Annotated in this window: 17 protein-coding genes; 4 read left to right on the forward strand and 13 right to left on the reverse strand. The window is 66.7% G+C overall.

Annotation, left to right across the window (positions count from 1 at the left end; all coding sequences use genetic code 11):
• Positions 1 to 39: 39 nt before the first annotated feature.
• The gene (gene pepN, locus EV649_RS11355) at positions 40 to 2472 is read left to right on the forward strand and encodes an aminopeptidase N (RefSeq protein WP_130383161.1); all 2433 of its coding nucleotides are present in this window, start codon (positions 40 to 42) and stop codon (positions 2470 to 2472) included.
• Positions 2473 to 2601: 129 nt separating this feature from the next.
• Positions 2602 to 3390 (forward strand): phosphotransferase, encoded by a 789-nt coding sequence (locus tag EV649_RS11360; RefSeq protein ID WP_130383162.1) that lies wholly within the window; start codon positions 2602 to 2604, stop codon positions 3388 to 3390.
• Between the two features lie 128 nt (positions 3391 to 3518).
• Here EV649_RS11360 and EV649_RS11365 read toward each other — a convergent pair whose 3' ends face one another.
• The 9 genes from EV649_RS11365 to EV649_RS11410 all read right to left on the reverse strand — a co-directional run bounded on the left by EV649_RS11365 (position 3519) and on the right by EV649_RS11410 (position 12651).
• Entirely contained in the window at positions 3519 to 4034 is a 516-nt protein-coding gene (locus tag EV649_RS11365; protein ID WP_130383163.1) for a GNAT family N-acetyltransferase, read from the reverse strand.
• Positions 4035 to 4164: 130 nt separating this feature from the next.
• On the reverse strand, positions 4165 to 4479 hold the full coding sequence (locus EV649_RS11370) for a MerR family transcriptional regulator (protein ID WP_130383164.1): 315 nt from the start codon (positions 4477 to 4479) through the stop codon (positions 4165 to 4167).
• Positions 4480 to 5141: 662 nt separating this feature from the next.
• A complete protein-coding gene (locus EV649_RS11375) occupies positions 5142 to 5615 on the reverse strand; it encodes a DUF2231 domain-containing protein (protein WP_130383165.1) in 474 nt (157 codons plus the stop codon).
• Positions 5616 to 5874: 259 nt separating this feature from the next.
• Complete coding sequence (locus EV649_RS11380) at positions 5875 to 6162, reverse strand: hypothetical protein (RefSeq protein ID WP_130383166.1); 288 nt, start codon at positions 6160 to 6162, stop codon at positions 5875 to 5877.
• A 28-nt stretch (positions 6163 to 6190) separates the two neighbouring features.
• Positions 6191 to 6610 (reverse strand): DoxX family protein, encoded by a 420-nt coding sequence (locus EV649_RS11385; RefSeq protein ID WP_157996223.1) that lies wholly within the window; start codon positions 6608 to 6610, stop codon positions 6191 to 6193.
• A 476-nt stretch (positions 6611 to 7086) separates the two neighbouring features.
• Positions 7087 to 7764, reverse strand: a complete 678-nt coding sequence (locus tag EV649_RS11390; protein WP_130383168.1) for a response regulator transcription factor — start codon at positions 7762 to 7764, stop codon at positions 7087 to 7089.
• Positions 7761 to 8906 (reverse strand): sensor histidine kinase, encoded by a 1146-nt coding sequence (locus EV649_RS11395; protein ID WP_130383169.1) that lies wholly within the window; start codon positions 8904 to 8906, stop codon positions 7761 to 7763. Before EV649_RS11395 ends, EV649_RS11390 begins: the two co-directional genes overlap by 4 nt.
• Before the next feature lie 3 nt (positions 8907 to 8909).
• A complete protein-coding gene (locus EV649_RS11400) occupies positions 8910 to 10967 on the reverse strand; it encodes an MMPL family transporter (RefSeq protein ID WP_130383170.1) in 2058 nt (685 codons plus the stop codon).
• A 1024-nt stretch (positions 10968 to 11991) separates the two neighbouring features.
• A complete protein-coding gene (locus EV649_RS11410) occupies positions 11992 to 12651 on the reverse strand; it encodes a hypothetical protein (RefSeq protein ID WP_130383171.1) in 660 nt (219 codons plus the stop codon).
• 136 nt (positions 12652 to 12787) lie between these two features.
• Here EV649_RS11410 and EV649_RS11415 point away from each other — a divergent pair, with 136 nt between their 5' ends.
• Positions 12788 to 14851, forward strand: a complete 2064-nt coding sequence (locus EV649_RS11415) for a histidine kinase (RefSeq protein WP_130383172.1) — start codon at positions 12788 to 12790, stop codon at positions 14849 to 14851.
• On the forward strand, positions 14848 to 15498 hold the full coding sequence (locus EV649_RS11420) for a response regulator transcription factor (RefSeq protein ID WP_130383173.1): 651 nt from the start codon (positions 14848 to 14850) through the stop codon (positions 15496 to 15498). The genes EV649_RS11415 and EV649_RS11420 overlap by 4 nt, the downstream gene beginning before the upstream one ends.
• Before the next feature lie 324 nt (positions 15499 to 15822).
• Here EV649_RS11420 and EV649_RS11430 read toward each other — a convergent pair whose 3' ends face one another.
• From EV649_RS11430 to EV649_RS11445, 4 genes are read right to left on the reverse strand one after another with little or no spacing between them, the layout of a single operon-like run.
• On the reverse strand, positions 15823 to 17235 hold the full coding sequence (locus EV649_RS11430) for an FAD-linked oxidase C-terminal domain-containing protein (RefSeq protein ID WP_130383174.1): 1413 nt from the start codon (positions 17233 to 17235) through the stop codon (positions 15823 to 15825).
• Positions 17232 to 18560: an MFS transporter gene (locus EV649_RS11435; RefSeq protein ID WP_130383175.1), complete on the reverse strand. Its 1329-nt coding sequence runs from the start codon at positions 18558 to 18560 to the stop codon at positions 17232 to 17234. Before EV649_RS11435 ends, EV649_RS11430 begins: the two co-directional genes overlap by 4 nt.
• Positions 18557 to 19690, reverse strand: a complete 1134-nt coding sequence (locus EV649_RS11440) for a Xaa-Pro peptidase family protein (RefSeq protein WP_198682397.1) — start codon at positions 19688 to 19690, stop codon at positions 18557 to 18559. The genes EV649_RS11435 and EV649_RS11440 overlap by 4 nt, the downstream gene beginning before the upstream one ends.
• A 39-nt stretch (positions 19691 to 19729) precedes the next feature.
• On the reverse strand, positions 19730 to 20746 hold the full coding sequence (locus EV649_RS11445) for a glutamate cyclase domain-containing protein (RefSeq protein WP_130383177.1): 1017 nt from the start codon (positions 20744 to 20746) through the stop codon (positions 19730 to 19732).
• Positions 20747 to 20768: the final 22 nt, after the last annotated feature.

Below are 20768 nucleotides of genomic sequence, written 5' to 3' on the forward strand. Positions count from 1 at the left end.
GGGCCACAGTGAGTTGAGCGAATCTTCGAGGGGGAAGCGATGAGCGTCCGGAGTCTGACCCAAGGTGAGGCTGAGGGGCGCTCGAGCCTGCTGACGGTCGAGCGGTACGACGTTGGCGTCGACCTGACCGACCTGCCGACCGGCTCGCGGGTTCGGTGTGAGTCGACGATCACCTTCGGCTGTAGCCGCCCCGGAGCCGAGACCTTCGTCGACTGTGTGGCGGAGGTCGATAGAGCGGTGCTCAACGGGGTCGCGCTGCCGGCGGCCGTCGAGGGCCGGATCGCACTGGCCGGTCTCGGCGAGCGGAACGTCCTCACTGTGGTCACTGTCCCGGACTGCTCGACCGATGAGCAGGGCGTTCACAAGGCCGTCGATCCCGCCGACGGCGAGGTGTATGTGTACACGGACTTCGAGCCCGACTACGCCCGGTATGTATGGGCGTGTTTCGATCAGCCCGACCTGAAGGCGCCGTACGCATTCACGGTGACAGCTCCGCCCGGCTGGCTGGTGTTGACCAACAGCGGCGATCCGCGGATCGAAGATCTCGGCTCCGCGCGGCGCTGGACCTTCCCGCCGACGCCACCGCTGGCGACGTACAACACCGTGATCAACGCCGGCCCGTACTACGAACTGCGCCGGAGCGGCGCGGGTCACGACCTCGGTCTCTTCGCTCGCCGGTCACTGGCTCCGATCCTTGACCGGGACGCCGACGAGCTCTTCACCCTGACCACCCAAGGGCTCGAGTTCTTCGCCGGCAAGTTCGGCATGCCGTTTCCCCAGCACAAGTACGACCAGGTCTTCACGCCCGAGTTCCCTGGCGCGATGGAGAACTTCGGCTGCGTCACCTGGATGGACTGGTTCCTGCGCCGGACCACCCCGACGCGTGCGGAGTGGGACCACTTCTCACGGTACCTGTTGCATGAACTCGCGCACATGTGGTTCGGCAACATCGTCACCATGCGCTGGTGGGACGACCTGTGGCTCAACGAGGCGTTCGCGGAATTCGCGAGCAACTGGGCCGCGGTGTGCGCGACGTCCTACACCGACGCCTGGGTGGCGCATCTGGCCGGCGAGAAGCTCAAGGCCTATTACGTCGATCAGGGACCGACGACGCACCCGATCCGCCAGCTTGTCCGGGACGTCTCCGAGGCCGAAGCAACTTTCGACGCCATCACCTACCCCAAGGGCGCGTCGGTGCTGCAACAGCTGATGACGTACGTCGGTGAGGCAGAGTTCTCCGCGGGGATGACCAGCTACTTCGCCAAGCATGCCTGGGGCAACACCACGCTGCAGGACCTGATCGATGCGGTCGCCGAGTCGAGCGGACGTGACCTGGACCAGTGGCGTGCGGGGTGGCTGGAAACCGCAGGTACCGATCGGCTGACCCTAGATCACGACGGGGATGGTTTCGTCCTTGTCGCGAAGGGCCCCGGTGGGCAGCCGCGGCCGCAGGTGCTTGCCGTCGGCGCCTACCGGGGACAAGGCGACCGCCTCGAGCGGGCGGCACTCGTCGAGGTAGAGGTCGCGGGCGAACGAACTCGGATCGACCTGCCGGCCGGCGCGGACCTCTACCTGGTCAACGACGAAGACCTGACCTTCGCCTCGACAAGACCCGATGCCGCGACCAGAAACGCGTTCTTCGGCAACGCCGCACGCCTGCCCACACCCATCTCGCGGAGCGTCGCGGTCGCCACGGTCGGGGACATGCTGATCAACGGCGAAGCGTCGGCTGCCCAGGCCGTGCAGTGCCTGACCGGGGTGCTCGCGGTCGAGACATCCGCGTCGGTGATCGAGCCGTATGTCGAACTGGCTGTCGAGGCCGCGGGCCTATGGAGCCCGGAGTCGGAGCGGGATGTGCTGATGCGGGCAGTAGCGGCGGCGTGCCGCAGCCTCTCCAGCGTCGGGGCCTACCGCAAGGCGGCACTGCGTGGCTTCGCCAGTACCGCAACCGACCTGGAGCAGGTTGGGTGGCTCCAGGTCGAGGCCGGTGAGGACGTCGATCTCCAGTGGCGAGCGCTGGCCCGCAAGGCTCAGCTCGGCAGCCCTACTGCTACCGAGGCACAGGCCCTGCTCGACCGGGACCCGGATCCCGAGGCGTGGGTCAGCAGGCTTCAGGTCCGTGCGGCGACCCCGGACCCGGCTGAGAAGAAGGCGGTGTGGCGGACGCTGGTGACGGAGCGCGCAGTGCCGCTGGCTTCGGTCTACTCGGTTGCGGCGCTGTTCTGGACCGCCGGCCAGGACGACCTACTGAGGCCCTATGCGGAGGCCTATCTCGAGCTCGTGCCGACCATCCACCGTGGCGGAGGCGTGCCAGCGAGGACCTTCACCAGACACCTCTTCCCGCAGTTCGGTATCGACCTGACCTTCGTGGGACGGGCGGAGGCCCTTGCCGCACAAGCTGTCCCGGTCGTCCGCGCGAACTTGCTGGAGCGTGCCGATCGGGTACGCCGCATGCTGCGCTCCCGCGGCTGAGGTTCTTCCGGAATGGACCCCGCGGTCGGTGTCACGACCCAAGCGGCGCATTGACCCCACCGAGGTACGGATCCCGGCCGACCTGCCCGGCCCTTGGCGGCTGAGCTGCCCGGCTGTCAAGGTGGCGGTGTGTCAGAGCAGCAGCTCGATGGCGGGATCGCGAACGCGGGCCAGGTCGTCCGCGTCGGTCCGCATGTTCTTCGTCCTTCGAGTCCGCACTCGGGTTCGATTCACGCCTTCCTGCGGGCGGTGAAAGACGCCGGATTCGACGGTGCCCCGACACCAGTCGGAATCGACAAGGACGGCCGCGAGCGCCTTGTGTTCATCGACGGCGACGTGCCAGTGGCGCCCTATCCGGACTGGAGCCAGTCCGACACCGCGCTGGCGTCCATCGCCAGGCTGCTGCGCGGGCTGCACGACGCCGCCCGCGAGTTCGACCCTCAGAGTCTCACCTGGAACGACAGTCTGGCTGACCCTGCGGGCGGGACGATCGTGTGCCACAACGACGTGGAGCTCTCGAACGTGGTCTTCCGTGACGGCATTGCCGTTGCTCTCCTCGACTTCGAGTTCGCCGCCCCTGGCCGCCCCGTCTACGACGTGGCCCAGCTCGCCCGCCTCTGTGTACCAATCGAGGACGACTTCGACCAGGACCGGATCGGCTGGCTGCCCGCCGACCGACCAGCGCGGTTACGACTCGTCGCCGACGCCTACGGACTGGACCGGGACGGCCGGGCAGAACTGCTCACCGCCATCAACGATGCCGTCGCCCGCATCGAAGCAGCCGCGAGGCGCACCATCGATGCGGGCGGCCCGAACACCGTCGCGATGCTGAACCGGACGGGAGGCATCGAGAAGTACGACCGCCGGCGCCGCTGGTGGACCGCCCACCATGACCAGTTCGCCAAAGCCCTCCTCTAACGCACCCCTTCGCCCACCCGAGAGGCCACACGGTCGGCGTGTACGGAGGTCCGCCGACTGCGTGCGATACCGGCCGCGGGTCAGGCTGCCTGGGGCCGGGTGCCGCCGTTGCATCGATACCGCAGATGTCACGGCAGGTGCACGTAGCCGAGGTAGGCCGCCCCGGCAGGCCCAGCACGCGACGTTCCGTCCCGGGTCCAGCCATGCCGCTCGTAGAACCGGATCGCGCGAGGGTTCCGCTCCCACACCTCGACCTCGCCAACGGCATCAGCCTGGCGTGCAAGGGAAACGAAGCGAGCCATCAGAGCGCCACCGACACCGATGGACCATCGGTCCGGCTCGACAAAAATACCGACGAGCCGCACACGCTTCTCGTGAGATGCTCTCGTCGGAAACACCTCACCGGCGTCCACAGTGATAACACCGACGATGTCATCATCGATAGCCGCCACCAGGACGGCAATCCGAGGGTCGTCCACCATCTTTCGCCAGGTCTCCCGGTACTCCTCGTCAGGATGCACCGCCACCTCATGGCCGCCGGCACGGTAATACACAGCTCGCGACCGGGCGTGCATCTCCGCCAGCGCATCACCGTCTCCTGGCACGGCGTCACGAATGTGCACCAGCTGACTTGGCTCTGACATGAGACACAAAGGTATGGCTCCTCAGGTCGAGCTGCCACTGCCTTGGCGCCTCTCCGTCTGCCTGTAGCAGGCTCGTGGATGCCGATGGGCCCCTCGTCTCGGATCGGGCAGAAACAGAGGTGCTAGCCCGCTAGGACTGGTCTCGCCGCTGTTCGTTGATGCGCAGGGCTTCGGCGAGTTGGTCTTCCAAGATGATGATCCGACACGCGGCCTCGAGCGCGGTGCCTTGGTCGACGAGTTCACGAGCGCGGGTGGCCAGGCGTAGCTGGTAGCGGGAGTAGCGGCGGTGGCCGCCCTCGGAGCGTTGCGGGGTGATCAGCTTCGCCTCGTCCAGGCTCCGCAGGAACCCTGGCGTGGTGCCCAGCATCTCCGCGGCCCGGCCCATCGTGAACGCCGGGTAGTCGTCATCGTCGAAATTGGCCGTCCCGGCCGGGGTTGAACTCATCAGGGTCTCCGCGTGTGTATCTGGGGTCATCGAGCCTCCATGCCGAAGAGCCCCGGTGCGGAAGCACCGGGGCCCAAGGGGTTGTTGGATTGTCACCATCTACCGGCTGTGAGGCCGGCCTTGCATGTCCGCAGCGCGCCACGTGAAGGCCATCGCTGCGGGGATCGCTGAATGCGTAACCGAAGACCACCTTCCAATCCGATGGAACTACGGCACCCGCCCGGCAAAGTACTGGCACTGGCGGGCGATCCGACGGTGTAATCCCTTCCCTTCTCTCTCGAACCACAACTACCTACTGCTACCTCAACTACAAACAGCAACTACAACTGCGCATTGCTACTGCAACTACGGAACTGCTCACTGCCACTTCGACTTGCAAAACTGCTACTTCGATCCATCAAGTCTGGAACCCCGATCGACCACTGGCTCCACAGACTCTGACCCTGGCGTGAAACCCGAGCCCCTTCACTGATCGGCCCGGCGGAGTCCGCCGTCGTACCTACTTCACAACCTTGGACAGATCGGTAGCTGTCCACGTCAGCTTCGCTGTTCTTCTCTGTCAACAAGAGCAACGCTACACAGTCCAGGCCCCAATGTCTAATCCCGCCACGATAGGTTTTACGCGGATCTCACAACAGCTTCCGCGGCGGCCGGCCCGATCATCAGCTTGCGTTCCAGACGGCTTCTGCCCCGGCGTGACCAGTGGCGATGACGAGCAGCAGGACGGCGACTCCCGCAATCGGTAGCAAGACCATCACCACGGGAACCAGCACAGGCATCCGCGCCTTCTTGTCAGAGCCGCCCGCCAGCGCACTGATATGGGGCAGCACCCACCAAGCGACCGCGGCAACTGCAGCGAGAGCCAAAGCTCCGAGCTCGAGGCGTCCGGCCCACATGTCATGTGTCTCGACCTGAGCGCTGCGCAGGTTTCGATCCCGCCGCAGGTCTTGCCCGGTCAGGCTCGCGACCTGGGTCATCACAACGGCAGCCAGAGCGAACGCCAACGCGGGGTTCCGCAACAGGTATCGCCACTTCGGCACCAGCGCATAGACGATGGCCAGCAGAGCAGCAACTGGAACAAGGAGGACCACCCCGTGGACGAGCAAGGGGTGCAGTGGCAGTCCATCGATCTCCATCGGATTCTCCTTGGCAGGCGGAGCTCGGCGGGCCGGCGACCGAACGGTTGAGGTCTCGAACATGTCTTGATCCGACAGAGATCTCAATCATCACAAGGGATGACGTTGTCGAGGTCGTCTCACCCTCAAGTCCCGGGCCACTACTGGGCAGCGCGTGCCGCGGTGGGAACCGCGAGAACCTTTCCCAGCAGGCGATGTAGCTGTTGCTGTTCGCGGTCACCGAGGGACGTGAACGGAGAACGGACGTAGGCCCCGGCGATCAGGCGCTTCCTGCGGCATTGGCTGGGGCCGAGAGGGTCTCCCCCTCGTCGGCAGCCAGGACGACCTGGGCCGAGGCTCCACTGGCACCGGCCTGAGGGAACTCCCGCTGCAGGACGTCGATGGCTTGCTGGGCTTCGGTGCCGCGGACATCGAGGCCGTTGGTGGGCGTCCCCGACGTCAGCATCGACCCACCGAGGGTGATGCCGAGGGCAAGCAGCCAGCCGACGAGGACAACCCAGCGTTTGCGGAATGCGAAAGTACCGAGTCGATACAGGTACTGAGCCATGGGAAGCGTCTCCTGATCCGAGTCTTGGTCAGCGTGTGGCGGGCAGGAGACGACGGCGGAGCGTGCGCAACGTGTCGAGCGATCGATCTTTGCGCAGCCACGCGGCCGTCAGGGTCAGCACCAGCAAGACGATCGGGATCACCGGGGATCCGTCTTCCACGAATACGAGCTGGGTGACGATCGCCCCGACCATCTGCGCCGCCAGGGCAGCGGCGGCCAGACCGGCCAGCGGGAGCACGAGCAACGCGACACCGCCGAGGATCTCGGTCGTCCCCGTGAAGTAGCGCAGCCATTGACCGGCACCGATCTCCTCGTACGACGCCCGAACTGACTCACCCCCGGCGAGCTTCGAGATACCGAAGTACAGGAACGCCGCGGACAAGAGCCCTTGCAACGACCAGGCGACAGCAGATCGCGACCGGGTCGGCGATGCGGTGAGTGTGGACACGGAGACCTCCGGAGTAGTTGAGTTCCTAAACCATCTACTCCAGCAGTCCAGCAGCAACGGCCACCCGCCTCAATCATCAATGGGGATGACGTAAGCGCCTCCCAGTCCGCCGAGCGAACTACCCCCTTCCCGTGCATCACCCGACAGACTGCTTGAACAACTCAAGGAAATGAACGACGTTCTGAACGGCCCGCTATTGCCCCGGTGAGGTTGTTTGCCATCCCGCAACGATGGCCGGACACCGCTCAGCATGTTTCATTCAATCCGGTGAGTAAAACGGTGAGTTGCGGCGGGCACGAAGCGGCTTGGAAGCGGAGGTGATCGGGCAGACCGGTGGCGCGGAGACGCTGCTCGATCCCATCGGGCTGATCAGGTCCGCCGTCCCTCCCCACAGGTCCACCGGTTCGAGACAACGACGGCGGCTACCTGCAAGGTTCACCTTCGGGGGCATCCTCAAGCGGGTGCCCGGCCGGCCCCTACAGTGGGTCTCCTTGGCCGGTGGCCCGGACCAGACCGGATTCGTAGGCGGCGATCACCAGTTGGGCCCGGTCGCGGGCGTCCAGCTCGGTCAGCAACCGGCTCACGTAGGTCTTCGCGGTCAGCGGACTGATCACCAGTTGTTCGGCGAGTTCGCCGTTGCTCAGCCCGCGGCCGATCAGCGTCAGCACCTCGCGTTCCCGCCTGGTCAGCGCGGCCAGTGCGCCGGGTGCCGGACCGGCCGGATCGGGTTGCCTCAGCACTCTTTCGATCAGTGCCTGGGTCGCGCCGGGCGACAACAGTGCCTCGCCGGCGGCCACGGTGCGGATGGCGGCCAGCAGGTGCGCGGGTTTGGTGTCCTTGACAAGGAATCCGCTCGCTCCCGCACGCAACGCGGTCACCACGTTGTGGTCGCTCTCGAACGTGGTCAGGATCAGCACCCGTACGCCGCTCAGATCCTCGTCGGCCGCTATGGTGGCGGTGGCAGTGATCCCGTCCGTCCCCGGCATCCGGATGTCCATCACGACGACGTCGGCCCGGGTCGACCGGACCAGCTCGACCGCCTCGTCGCCGTCGGCGGCTTCACCGACGACGTCCATGTCCGGTGCGGAGCGGACGAGCATCGCGAAGGCGCTCCGGACCAGCTCCTGGTCGTCGGCCAGCACCACCCTGATCATCGCGCTCCCGGAACAGGTACGGTCGCCGCGACCCGGAATCCGCCGTACCGGGCGTCGCCAGTGACCAGCTGACCACCGACGGATTGCGCCCGCTCGTTCATCCCCGCGATGCCATAGCCGGCTGTGCTGCCGCTGTCGGATCTGCCCCGGCCATCATCAGTGACCTCGAGCCGAACCTCCTCGACGTCGTACTCGAGCTGCACCAGTGCCTGTCGAGCGTGCGCGTGCTTCACCACGTTGGTCAGGGCCTCCTGCGCGATCCGGTAGAGGGTGATCTCGACGGCTGCCGGCAGCGGCCGGCTGCTGCCACTTATTCGCAGCTCGACCTGTACTCCGACTGCTGTGGTGACCGCTACGAGCCGGGCCAGGCCGGCGAGGTCCGGCGTCGGGTGCCGATCCACGTCGACCTCGTTGCCGCGGAGGACGTCGAGGGTGGTTCTCAGCTCGGCCAGTACTGCGCTGCTCGCGTCCGCCACCGTGTGCAGCGACTGCGAGATCGGCGCGAGGGTCGGATCGTCGGTGCGGTCGTCGAGCAGATGAGCGGCCACACCGGCATGCGAGTTGATCACGACGATGTGATGGGCCAGGACGTCGTGCAGGTCGCGCGCGATCCGCAGCCGCTCCTCGGCGACCCGGCGTTCGCTCGTCTCCGTGAGCAAGGCGCGGTGCAGGCGCATCGCCTGGCCACCGACCGCGGCGACTGCGAACCAGCCAAGGGGGCTGATCACTTCCGCGCCGATCGATTCGTCTTGAGGGACGCTCGCGCTCACCAGGACTCCGGCGACGCTGATTCCGACCATCGCCAGCGTTGAGGCGCGGGAGGTGGTCAGGGAGACCGTGTAGATGAGGACTACCGCTACCGGGAGCATGATGTCGTGCGTGTAGTTCAAGGCGTGGTAGGCCATCTGGACGGCTACGCAGAAGAGCAGCGCCTGGATCGGGTAGCGGCGTCTGACGAGAACAGGCATGGTCGCCAAGACGAGCAGGGTGATCCCGAGAGCGTCGGGTTGCCTGTCGTCGAGCCAGTGCCGCGGCAGGGCGAGGACGGCGGCCACCGGCAGGACCAGCAGCGCCGCGGTCAGCAGCAGGTCGACCCTGCCGATCCCCCACCGCCTCGCTCCCACCAGGACCACCGTCCCCATCCCTCAGCTCCGTTCCTGGCCGACCAGCACCGACTCGTCCGGGGCTGCCGCCGGTTGTGGGTTGTCCGCAGGTCGGCTCGGCCACCAGATCCATCGGCGCAGGCCCACCATCATCGGCGCCAGCAACGCAGGCGCTACCAGGAGAGTCTGAAGCAGAACCCCGACGGCGACCACAACACCCATCTCCACCATCGGCACGAACGGCAACGATGCCAGCACCGCGAAGGTTGCCGCCAGCACCAATCCGGCCGACGCGATCACCGGCGCGGTGGCCCGCACCGCCCGCCGGGTGGCGACCGTGGTACCGAGTTCCTTGCGGTCCTCGGCGATCCGAGCGACCAGGAAGATCGCATAGTCGACGCCGAACGCCACCAGGAACACGAACACCAGCACCGGCAGCGTCGGCTCCACGCCGCCGAACCCGAGCACGTGCTCGAACACCAGAGAGCCAAGTCCAAGTGCCGCGAGATACGAGAGCACGACCGCGGCCACGACGAGCAGCGAGGCGACCAAGGATCGGAGCAGCAGGAACAGAACCAGCAACACCACGGTGAGTACGAGGGGAATCACCAGTTTGGTGTCGGCGGCGCTCGCCTCCTGGACGTCGACCCGCTCCGCCCCTTCGCCACCGACCAACGCCGCGGGCGGCAGATCGGCCCGCAGTCGCTTGATCACGGCTGCTTCGCCATCGCTGTCCGGCTGAGCCGCCGGTACGACGTCGACCAGCGACCAGCCGTTGCCCTCCCGCTCGGTTTCCGCTGACACCACCTTGTCCGTCGCACGCGCCACAGCGAGCACCTGTGCCACCTGATCGGTCGGAGTCGCAACGGTGAAGGGCCGGCCGCCCTCGCCCGGGTAGGCCCGATCAAGCGTCGCGAACCCCGTCACCGACTCCGGCGTGTTGGTGAACGAGTCGGCCTCCCGCAGGTCCGTCGAGAGCCCGAGCACCCCGAGTCCCAGCAAGCCGAGCGCCAGCGCCGAAACTCCGGCCGACCGCAACGGCCTGGCGAAGACCCACCGCCACCAGTCGCGGCCGGCGGGCGCAGTACTGGCCAGGGCAGGGACACGCGGCCAGAAGACCTTGCGGCCCAGCGCCGTCAGTACTGCGGGGAACAGCGTCAGCATGGTGACCAGAGTCGCCAGGATGCCCAGCGCACCGATCACCCCGATCCCGGAGATGTCGTTCATGTCGGCCACGAACAGACAGCCCAGGCCGAGGGCGACCGTCGATCCCGACGCGAGGATCGCCGGCCCCACACTCTTCAGCGCGGCGCGCATGGCGGCATGGACGTCGCGGTGGTGGCGCAGTTGCTCGCGGTACCGCGCGACGATCAGCAGCGCGTAGTCGGTCCCGGCGCCGAACACCATCACGATCATGATCGAGGAACTCTGCGTACTCACCGTCAGGTCCAGCGCACCGGCGACGACCCGGACCAGCGCCATCGACAGGTAGGCGGCGGCCCCGACGGTCAGCAGCGGCACCAGCCAGAGGAACGGGCTGCGGTAGGTGATGATCAGCAAGAACGCGACGACGATGACGGTGACGAGCATCAGGGTCGTATCGATCCCCTCGAACACCGCGTCGACGTCCGCGTCGATCGCGGCCGGGCCGGTCACCTCGGCCCGCAGACCACTCGGCCGGTCGGCGGTGACCGCCCGAACCCGCTCGACGAACCTGGCGACACCCGCGTCGTTCCCGCTCGCCGGCTGGCCGACGGCGTACATGAGAGCCGTGCCGTCCTCGGAGGGGACCGGCGGCATGTCGACCTCGAACTCCCGTGCCAGGGTGGCGTGCTGCCGCGCCACCGCCTGCTGGTCCCCGTCGGCGAGACCGCCGTCCCGGTGATAGACAACGATCAGTTCGTCGTCCTCGGAGCCCGGGACGCGATCCTCGGCCTGATGCACGAGCGTCGATTCCGCACCGCCCGGCAGCTGATCGGTGGCGTCGTCGCTCTGCACGTCACCCAGCCCCGCGGCCAACGGAAACACCGCCACCAGCAACAGGACCCAGACCGCGACCGCACCCCACTTACCCCGCCGCCCAGCCTGCAACGTGAACATGAAAACCTCCCCTGTCTATGGACCTCAAACACTGGCCCAGCAGGGTGAGGTGAATCGTCCGCCCACAGTGGACAATCCGCACTACTCCCGTGGTCGACAGCTACTGCGCCCTGCGGCTCTATGTTGCTGTCGGGCCAGGTCGAGCTGATCTACAAGCAGGAGCGGGTCGCATCGGCTCGCGAGTCCGGAAGACAGCACACCGGCCCCGCAGCTCACTCTCCAGCTCGAGGAGGGCCTGGCCGACGAGTTTTGCTCCGGGACGCCGCCGCGAGAACTTGCCATCAAGTACGGCATCTCGCGGGCAACGGTGTACCGGATCGCCTGCGAGCACAAGGTAAAGACCAACTCGCGCCGCGGGTTCGCCCCGACCGGCCACGGCAAATCCCGGACCCCTGGCCAGATCGGCACCGCCCGGCAACTACAGGCCGACGGCATGTCGATCCGACAGATCGCCGACGCTGTTGGGTCAAGCCGGGCGACCGTACACCGCGCTCTCTCCACCGACCTGATCATCTCGGTCGCAGCACAAGGCCAAGTCGGCCAGCGCCGCCTCATTTGCTGTGGCGGTGCCCCGGCAGCCAAACTTGGGCCGCGCGGCCGCGCGAGGAACTCCAGACCTCCTCGTGGTCGACTACCGACCACCAGGACCCGGCCCGGATCGTGAGGACGCGGCACTGCGGCCGGTGCCAGCCGCACACCGCCTACGCCATGGCGTTGCCTGTCCTGCGGCGACGTCGTACGGCGCCGGCTGAATCTGCTGCCGGACCGCCAGCCAGCTGAGCCCGGTCCGGAGCGGGGTGTCGAGGTGACCGCCCCGATGGGGTACGGCGGATCCACGTGTCACCGTCTGCAAACCGGTCGGATGTCAGCGCATACCGCTGGTTTCGATACCCGGCCCGTGGCCTGGCGCTCGGCATGTGGCGGCTGTGCAGAGGCATACCGTCCGCACATGCCGCCAGCCTGCCAGATACTAACCCGGTCATGGCGTCGCTAGGCCTCGCACGCCTCCACGCTAGCCACGCCGTCAGGTTTGCCGCAGCAATCCGATTGCGCCCACCGCGGCGGCCCACACGCCGATCATCGAGCTGACGGGGAACAGCGGGTCGAACAGGTCGGTGAACGCAATGGTCGCCGTTGCCATGGCGAAGGTGAGCCCTCCGACGAGACCGAGGACGAGGGTGATCCGGTTGCCGACCGTGCGGGTGATTCCGCCGGCTGTGGCTAGTGCGGCGATCGCCAGGCCCCAGAGCGGGTTCACGATCGTCTCGTTCCAGGTGTGGAACAGGATCAGTGCAGTCGAGTCACCGTCCTCGATCGCCTTTGCCTCGGTCGCGGCGAAGAGGTGGATCAGCATGGCCAGAGTGGCGACCACCGAGATCGCGGCCACCACACTCACGAGCCGGGCCATGCCGCCGTACAGGTCGCCGCGTCGACGGATCACGACGACCCCGCCCGTGATGAGCGCGATCGCTGCCAGGAACACTGCATGGGAGGGGTACCACAGCGGGTCGACGAGCATGTCGTGGAGCTGCTCGAGCTTGGTGCCGTCCGAGCTGTGGTCCTTGGGATGGAGGGCGCCGCCGGCGAAGAACGCGATGCCGCCGAAGAGGAGGAAGAAGGCTCCGGTGCGGTCGATGCGGCGGGAGCGGATCGGGTTGGTGCCGAGTGCGGTGGTATTGGACATCGGAAGCTCCTGAGTCGGGCCGGTTGGATGACCCCACGCTCCCGCTGTGGAAGGTTGTACGCAGGAGGGCAGCCCCTGCCCTCGTACCAGGGTTAACCCTGGTACGCCGCCGCTGCGGATCTGCCACTATGTCTGCATGTCTGGGCTGCGCTCGGCCGGTGCGGCCGAGCAGTACGACGAGGGTCCGGCGCCCGCGCGTGAGGCGCTGGTAGGAGTCGTTGGGCTCGGCACGGCTCTGCTCGTCGGGTACGGGTTGATGCTGGGTTTCCACCTCGACAACCTGCACAACGGCCTTCTCGGTGCGGCGTTCACGGCCGTCGGCCTCTACGTCCTCCGGGTGCGCCCCGGCCATCGCGAGGCCCGGTTGTTCGTGGCCACCGGCATCGCGTCGGCGATCATGTTCTTCGGCCGGCAGTACGGCCTCCATGATGAACCGCTTCCCGGCGCAGCGTGGCTCGGCTGGATCGGTGTCTGGCCGCTGCCGTTGGTGATTGCATTGGCCGGGGTGACAGTGATGGCGTTCCCCGACGGCCGGTTTCTCTCCCGATGGTGGCGTATTGCGGCGCTCGCGATGGTCGTGGTCGCGGCGGTGCTCGCGGTGCCCTCAGCTCTGTGGCCGGTGGAGTACGACCGAGTGGGCGTGATCGCGCCTCACCCATTCGACGTCCCTGGTGCGGACGTCGCAGAGAGCCTCCTGACGCCGGCCCGCACGGTTTGCTATGGGCTGTTCCAGTTGTTGTTCACGATCGCTGTGGTGGCACGGATGCTGCGTGCCGAGGGCGACGAGGCCCGGCAGTTGCGATGGTTCGTCTTCGCCGTCGGAATGGATCTCGTGGTCCTGCTGGTCGGCGTGCTGGTGCTCAGCACTCCTCTTCCCGGCCTGCTCGGCACGCCGGTGGTCGCCATCGCCGCGGGCGTGGCGATCCTCAAGTACCGCCTCTATGACATCGACCCCGTCATCAACAAAACCCTCGTCGTCGGTGTGATGGCCGCGGTCATCACAACCGGCTACCTCGTGGTTGTGGTTGGTGTCGGTGCACTCGTTCCCTTCCCGGAGGGTGTGATGTCACTGGTTGCGACCGCCCTGGTGGCGCTGGCGTTCGAACCGGCACGGCGACGCGCCCAGCGGCTCGCGGACCGGCTGGTCTACGGTCACCGGGCGACGCCGTACGAAGCGTTGTCCAGCCTCTCGGCACAGCTGATCACTCCCCGCGGCGAGCTGCTGGACGGCCTCGCGGCGGCAGTCGCGAACGCGGTCGGCGCGACCGAGGTCGTCGTGTGGGTCGGTGATGACCGAGCGCTCCAGGCGGTCGCCGCCTGGCCGGATCGGTGCGATCGGCCGCCGGCCTCGCTGGCTCAGCTGGGTGAGGAGCGCCAGATTGTTCGCCAGGTCGTGCACGACCGCGTGATTCGAGGCGCGGTGACTGTCCGCAAGCGTGTGGGGGAGCCCCTGACCGAGCCGGAGGATCGGCTGCTCATCGACCTGGTCGCCCAGGCCGGTCTGGTGATCGACCATCATGCGAAGGTGCAGCAGGTTGCCGACCAGGCCGCCGAACTGCAGGCCGCGGCTCGCCGGATTGTAACCGCCCAGGACGCGGCTCGGCGTCGGATCGAGCGCAATCTGCACGACGGCGCCCAGCAGCGGCTCGTGACTCTCGGCCTCGAGCTCGGCGCGCTCGCGGAACGGGCCGCCGAGTCCGGCGACCCGGACCTCGCGGAGCGTGCGGAGTCCGCACGCCGCCAGCTTCTCGACGCCACTGCGGCACTGCGCGAGATGGCCCGCGGGCTGCACCCGTCGGTGCTCACCCAGGACGGGCTGGGGCCGGCACTGGCCGATCTCGCCGACAGCTCTCCGGTCCCGGTGCAGCTCCGCGTCGACGTCGCTCAGCGGCAGCCGGCCGAGGTGGAAGCGACGGCATACTTCTTCGTGAGCGAGGCGATCACCAACGCTGCCCGGCATTCCGGCGCCGCGGTCGTCGAGGTGGTCGCCCAGGACGACGGAGAGGGGCTGCGGGTTCAGGTGTCCGACGACGGCGCCGGTGGCGCCGATCCCGCGGCCGGCAGTGGACTGCAAGGCCTCGTGGACCGGCTCGCCGCGCTCGGCGCGCGGCTGGAGATCGAGAGCCCACCACGGGCCGGCACCCGCCTTCGCACTCACATCCCAGTCGACTGGCCAACGCCGTCCCGGGAGGGACCGTGAGAGTGGTGCTCGCCGACGACGCGGTGCTTTTCCGCGAGGGAATGGCGCGGATCCTCGCCGAGGCCGGCTTCGATGTCGTAGGTCAGGTGGGTGACGGCGCCGAGCTCGTCGATTTGGTCCGGCGCGACCCGCCCGATGTGGCGGTGATCGACCTGCGGATGCCACCCGGCTACAGCGCAGAGGGGATCGACGCAGCCGCGAAGATCCGTATGGCTGTGCCCGCCGTCGGATTGATGCTGCTGTCGCAATACGTCGAAGTCCACCACGCGATGCGGCTGATGACCGACTTCGACGGAGGAGTTGGTTACCTGCTCAAGGACCGAGTCTCGGACCTTACGACGTTCAGCGTCGACGTACGGCGAGTCGCCCGGGGCGAGGTGGTGATCGACCCCGAGCTGGTCACCAGACTGGTCGGGCGGCGCCGGCAACGTGATCCACTGGCTGAACTTACGGACCGCGAGCGTCAGGTGCTGGGCCTGATGGCGCAGGGCCTCTCCAACACCGCGCTGGCGGACGAAATGCACCTGAGCTTGAAGACCATCGAGGGGCACGTCAACAGCATCTTCACCAAGCTCGACCTCGCTCCCGGCGAACGTGACCACCACAGGCGGGTACTCGCGGTCCTGCGCTTCCTCCGGCAGGAGTGAGCGACGACCCTTGTCGGAGCCGGCCGAACCGGGGCCGAGACGGCGCACATGGTCCCGCACACCACCTCGGCTCGGTGCCGTGCCACCTCTGCGGAGGCGTGGAGGCGGATCGTGGCCCCTATCGGCCGACCTCGGACACTCCTCGTGCGACGAACTTCGCGGCGTCACCGCCGGGCAGTTTCGCGCGGGGTGAACCGCGGGCAGGTGGGGGTCCGGGGAGAGATCCGGTCGACGCGGAAGTGCCGTCCTTCGTTGCGGTCTGGTACCTGCGGCGCACCGAGACCGACCTGCGGCCGTACGGCACCCTTGGGTCGTGGTCCTCGTTCAGAGGGCACGTCCCGGGTTGAGGAGGTTCATTGGATCGAAAGCATGCTTAACTCGTTTCGTCAGGTTGCGTGTGCCAGGGTCGAGTTGCTTGGGGAGGTGTTGTTGCTTCAGTACACCTATCCCGTGCTCGCCGCTGAGGACTCCTCCGAGGCTGAGACCCAGGTCCATGACCTCCTCGAAGGCCGTCTTGGCACGGTGGCGCGCGTGACTGTCCGCCGCGTCGAACACAATGGTCGGATGCATGTTGCCGTCCGCGGCGTGACCGAACGTCGCGATGGTGAGTTCATGTCGTTCAGCGATCTGGCCTACGCCAGCGACAAGGGCGGGCAGTTGGTGCACTGGGACGGCGACGTCGTGTAGAAGAATCGCGCCCTTGCTCTCGAGGGCGGTCAGCGCCACGGCCCGAGCAGCCATGAGCTCGTTGCCTTCGGCAGGGTCGTTGGTTCGGAACACCTCCGACGCTCCGTGGTTGCCTAGCAGGTCGCCTGCTAGTTCAGCGTCAGTGGAGTTTGCTGTCTCTGAGCCGTCGAACCGCAGAAGTAGCACCGCGGCAGCTGTGGTGTTGATACCCATCCTGGTGAACTCGTTCACTGCAGCGATGGTTTGTGAATCCATGATCTCGACCGCTGAAGGAGCCAGTGTCCGGGTGAGAATGTCCACCGCGATGACCGCCTGGCGAAGCGAGCCAAACAGGGCTACGACGGTCGACGTCCCGACAGGCCTTGGATGCAGCCAGACCGTTGCCTCCGTGATCACCGCCAGGGTGCCCTCGGATCCGACGACGAGACTGGTCAGATCCAACCCCGTGACGTTCTTGCGGGTCCGTGAGCCGGTGCGCAGAACCTGACCATCGGAAAGTACGACGGTCAGGGCGGCGACGTGTTCTCTGGTGACGCCGTACTTGACGCAGCACATTCCTCCGGCGTTGGTGGCGATGTTGCCTCCGATGGTCGAGATGTCTCGGCTGCCGGGGTCCGGCAAGTATCCAAGGCCGTGCCCTGACGCGGCCCGATCGAGGTCGCCGTTGATGACGCCGGGCTCGACCCGAGCCAGACGCCCGACGGGGTCGATCTCGACGATTCGATTCATGTCGGCCAAACTGAGCATGATGCATCCGTCAATCGCATTCGCTGCCCCGGTGAGCCCTGTACCTGCACCCCGGGTCACGACGGGTATTTGGAAGCGATGTGCGACCTTGAGCGTCTCCACCACATCCTCCTGCGCCGTTGCGCGGACGAGGTGGGCTGGTACCCCGGCTGTCGTGAGTAGGCACTGGTCGGCAAGATAGGCCGACATCTTCTCCGGATCACCGCTGGTCACCTTGCGGCCGAGGGCCGCTCGGAGGGCGGCGTGAACGGTGTCCGAGGAGATGCGCGGCGGGGTCTGACGAACGATGTGCGTTTCAGTCATGAGCCTGCCTCGCCAGTCGCGGCCGACTTGGTGACCCGCTGAGAGTTCTTGCGGGTCGTCAGGGCGAGCAAGCCGCTGAGCACCAGACAGCCGGCCATTGCCGTGAACGGTTGCTGGTAGCTTCCGCTGAGGTCGCGCAGCCATCCGGTGAAGTAGCCTGCGGCGAAACCCCCGAGACTTCCGATGGTGTTGATCAAGGCCAGGCCGGCGGCCGCCGCGGGGCCCGAGAGTGACCCGCTCGCGATGGTCCAGAAGACCGGGATGGCTGAGTAGATCCCGATCGCGGCGATCGAGACGCCGAGCATGAGAAGTGCGAACGAGTTCCCGGCATGGGCACACAGCAGCACGGCAGCGCCGGCAAGCATGGCCGGAGCCGAGTATCGCCACGGATGCAGGCCGCGAGTCCTGCAGCGCCGACTCCACGTCCACGAGGCGATCGCACCGAGGCTGAACGGGATGAAGGTCACGAGGTTGATCGCGCCTGTCCCAGCACCGGCGATTGCGGTGGTCGCCAGTGGCAGGAAGAAGCTGATGGCGAACATCGGGAAGGTGAGCAGTACGAACGTGACTGCCAGCCTCATCGTTGCGGCGCTGCGCAGTGCGGCGACGAACGAACGGCTCTCCTCAGCCTTCACTGACTCGCGGGCAGCGGCTTGCTCGAGCGCGCCCTGTTCGTCAGCGCTGAGCCACCGCGCCTCGTTGGGTGTCGAGGGTAGAGCTCGGAGGACGACGAGTCCCAGGACCACTGCGGCAAGGCCTTCGACAGCGAACATGAATCGCCAGCCATCGACACCGAACGTGGAGGTTCCGTGGTGGATGAGCCAGTTGGAGACCGGACCGCCGAGTGCGGTCGAGAGTGGTACGGCGACGTAGTAGGTGCCGAGGACCGTGATGCGATGGGGCCCGCTGAACCATCGTGAGATGTAGAACAGAATTCCGGGCAGGAGTCCCGCCTCCGCGATGCCGAGCAGGATGCGCATCGTCGCGAATGAATCTGGGCCGACGATGAGGGCGTGGGCCGCCGCGGCGAGGCCCCAGGTGACGGCGATGCGTGCGAGCCACGTCCGCGCACCGACGCGATAAAGTATGTAGTTGCTGGGCACCTCGAGGAGTACGTAGCCGACGAAGAACAACGCTACGCCGAGTCCGTAGGCAGCCGTCGTCATCCCGAGATCGGCGTTCATGTGAGGTGCCGCGAAGCCAACGTTGACTCGGTCGAGGTAGTTGACGAACAAGAGGGCGATGAGGATAGGAAGCAGGCGCCTCATCGCTTTGCGATTGGCCGACTCCAAGGTCGCGTTCTGCTGTGCTGGGGTGGTGTTCATCGTCCACTCTCAATCAAGGCGCGCGCGCCGGGGTCGGTGGTGAGGTTGATGGTTCTGTCGCGTCCGACGTAAACGAAGTCCTCGATGTGGAAGCCCTGCGTAGGGTTGACCCACCCGAGCTCGATCTCGAGCGTCATCCCCTCGACGAGCGGTTCGTCGTACTCGACGGTGAGCTGCGGTTCCTCATGGAGGACTAGCCCGATGCCGTGGCCGACGATGCTCCAGCGGAACTCTTCGCCACGCTGCTCGTACTCGCGTCGCGCGAGATCCACAAGCTCTCGCGCTACGACGCCTGGACGGGCGGCGTCGACGATGACGTCATGTACGGCGCTGATCCGGTCGAATCGTGTTCGCTGCTCGCGGCTGGCGGTGCCGACGACAGCGGTGCGTGCGATGTCGGAGCAGTAGCCATTTATGCGGACGCCCCAATCGGTGCGGATGAGCATCCCGGTCTCGAGGGCCTTCTGACTGGGCCAGGGGTGCCATTGGCCGGCGCGGCAGCCACCTCCGAATATCGAGTGGGTGAGTTCCTGTGCACCGGCGCGCATGAGTGCGTCCGTGATGCGTGCTGCGACCGCGAGCTCGGTGTCGCCTGCCCGGAGCGTGCTGAGTGCGTCCTCGAGGTGCCGGGCGGTCAGCTGGTTAACCTCGGTCAGGAGCTGCACCTCGGCTGGCGTTTTCACCTGTCGCATCTGGTTGAACAAGGGCCACGCGTCCCCGAATCGTAGACCGGGCATTCGGTGCCGGAGCCCGTCGGAGATCTTGACGGGACAGGCGCGGTATTCCACGCCGATCAGGCCATTTGTCAGGCCGAGATCAGCCAGTGCATCGGCGACCACGTCAACCATGTGTTCGTGCTCGCCGCGGTACCCACGAATGTCGCTGATGTACGGGCGGTCTTCCTCGGGTGCCCAGGTCCCCGAGTCGGTTCCGTTCCAGTTGTCAGCGCGGGCCTTGGGAACGACATAGATCGGCTCCCCGCCGGCGGGCCACACGACGATGTGCAGGCGCTCCCAGGTGAGTCGCATGTCTGGGTGGTAGAAACCTGAAAGATAGTGAGTGTTTTCAGGCCAGGTCGAGACGATCGCGTCGAACTGACTTTCCGCGAGAAGCCTTCGGACCCGTTCCATGTCGGCGTAAGTGTGAGTCGGGATAGTCATAGTGCTGCCTCAGTGCGAGGGGGAGTCGGCTTGCAGGAGAGCTTGGGTGACTGCGGTCTGCATGAGCGTTGCCGCCGCCCGTTGGGCCACCAGGGGCACGCCGTCGTCGCTCAGGGTGGGGCGCGCGTACCAACCGCACACGGCCCCGGACCGGACGGCTGCCCGCAGGAGGTTCTCGACGTAGTCCGGGTCGGCGATCAGGTCAGGCCGCCTGATGAGATAGGCGATCAACGCCGTGACCGCGTACCCGCCCCAGTCGGAGATCGCGGCGCTAAGGACGAGGTCGGTCGCTACAGCGGACGCCATGCCTGCGCCACAGGGGCACCGGCAGACGGAGCCCTGCGGCTGGATGGTTCCAACTTCGGGCACGGAGCCGAATCCGGCCTCGTTTCCTGCGTCGCCGATTCCGCAGGTCAGGATTCCGCGCGACTGCGCGAGCTTGAAGAGAACCGCGCTATCGAAGTGAACGTCGTGCCAGGGGAGCCCGGTAGCGCCGTGGATGATTCCGGCTCGATTTGGTGACAAGAGTTCGATGGCGAGAACCAGCGCTGGCTGGAGCTCATCCAGGATCCGGCCGCTGAATTCGCGGCCGAGATCATCGTCCTCCGGTGAGATGTGCAAGGTGATTGATCCCGGGCGGTGGTCCTCGGGACCGAGCCGGACATTGAGCTCTCCAGCGCGCACCACCTGGGTCAGAGGTTCCATGAAGCGCTCAACCGACGCCAGATGTACCTCAGCCCGCAGGCCGAGCGCGAGAACACGCGCGAGCGCGACTGCACCCAGGAGGCCGTCGATCTCACCAGTAGGAAGAGTGGGAGGACCGCCCGCTCCGCAGAGGATGAGGACCGTGTCGCCGGCCGTGACCCTGTTGACTATCCCTTCCGCCATCGCGGTGCTTAAAGGCGTGCCGGTACGGCGGCGTACGGCGTCGTACAGCTTGTGGGCAACACCCCTTGGCATGTTGCCGAGGGGACGAAGTTCGGTGGTCATGATCTGGTCGACGTACTGTCCGATGATGGCAGGCATAAAGGAGCCCCTTGGTCGTTGG

This window comes from Kribbella sp. VKM Ac-2569 (assembly GCF_004216905.1).
Classification (GTDB): Bacteria; Actinomycetota; Actinomycetes; order Propionibacteriales; family Kribbellaceae; genus Kribbella.

Bases quoted from the DNA above. Each gene is read 5' to 3' on its own strand.
- pepN (WP_130383161.1), top strand. From the start codon at position 40: ATGAGCGTCCGGAGTCTGACCCAAGGTGAGGCTGAGGGGCGCTCGAGC.
- EV649_RS11440 (WP_198682397.1), bottom strand. From the start codon at position 19,690: ATGGAACGGGTCCGAAGGCTTCTCGCGGAAAGTCAGTTCGACGCGATC.
- EV649_RS11370 (WP_130383164.1), bottom strand. From the start codon at position 4,479: ATGAGTTCAACCCCGGCCGGGACGGCCAATTTCGACGATGACGACTAC.
- EV649_RS11390 (WP_130383168.1), bottom strand. From the start codon at position 7,764: ATGATCAGGGTGGTGCTGGCCGACGACCAGGAGCTGGTCCGGAGCGCC.
- EV649_RS11365 (WP_130383163.1), bottom strand. From the start codon at position 4,034: ATGTCAGAGCCAAGTCAGCTGGTGCACATTCGTGACGCCGTGCCAGGA.
- EV649_RS11395 (WP_130383169.1), bottom strand. From the start codon at position 8,906: ATGGGGACGGTGGTCCTGGTGGGAGCGAGGCGGTGGGGGATCGGCAGG.
- EV649_RS11375 (WP_130383165.1), bottom strand. From the start codon at position 5,615: ATGGAGATCGATGGACTGCCACTGCACCCCTTGCTCGTCCACGGGGTG.
- EV649_RS11380 (WP_130383166.1), bottom strand. From the start codon at position 6,162: ATGGCTCAGTACCTGTATCGACTCGGTACTTTCGCATTCCGCAAACGC.
- EV649_RS11410 (WP_130383171.1), bottom strand. From the start codon at position 12,651: ATGTCCAATACCACCGCACTCGGCACCAACCCGATCCGCTCCCGCCGC.
- EV649_RS11445 (WP_130383177.1), bottom strand. From the start codon at position 20,746: ATGCCTGCCATCATCGGACAGTACGTCGACCAGATCATGACCACCGAA.
- EV649_RS11435 (WP_130383175.1), bottom strand. From the start codon at position 18,560: ATGAACACCACCCCAGCACAGCAGAACGCGACCTTGGAGTCGGCCAAT.
- EV649_RS11415 (WP_130383172.1), top strand. From the start codon at position 12,788: ATGTCTGGGCTGCGCTCGGCCGGTGCGGCCGAGCAGTACGACGAGGGT.
- EV649_RS11430 (WP_130383174.1), bottom strand. From the start codon at position 17,235: ATGACTGAAACGCACATCGTTCGTCAGACCCCGCCGCGCATCTCCTCG.
- EV649_RS11400 (WP_130383170.1), bottom strand. From the start codon at position 10,967: ATGTTCACGTTGCAGGCTGGGCGGCGGGGTAAGTGGGGTGCGGTCGCG.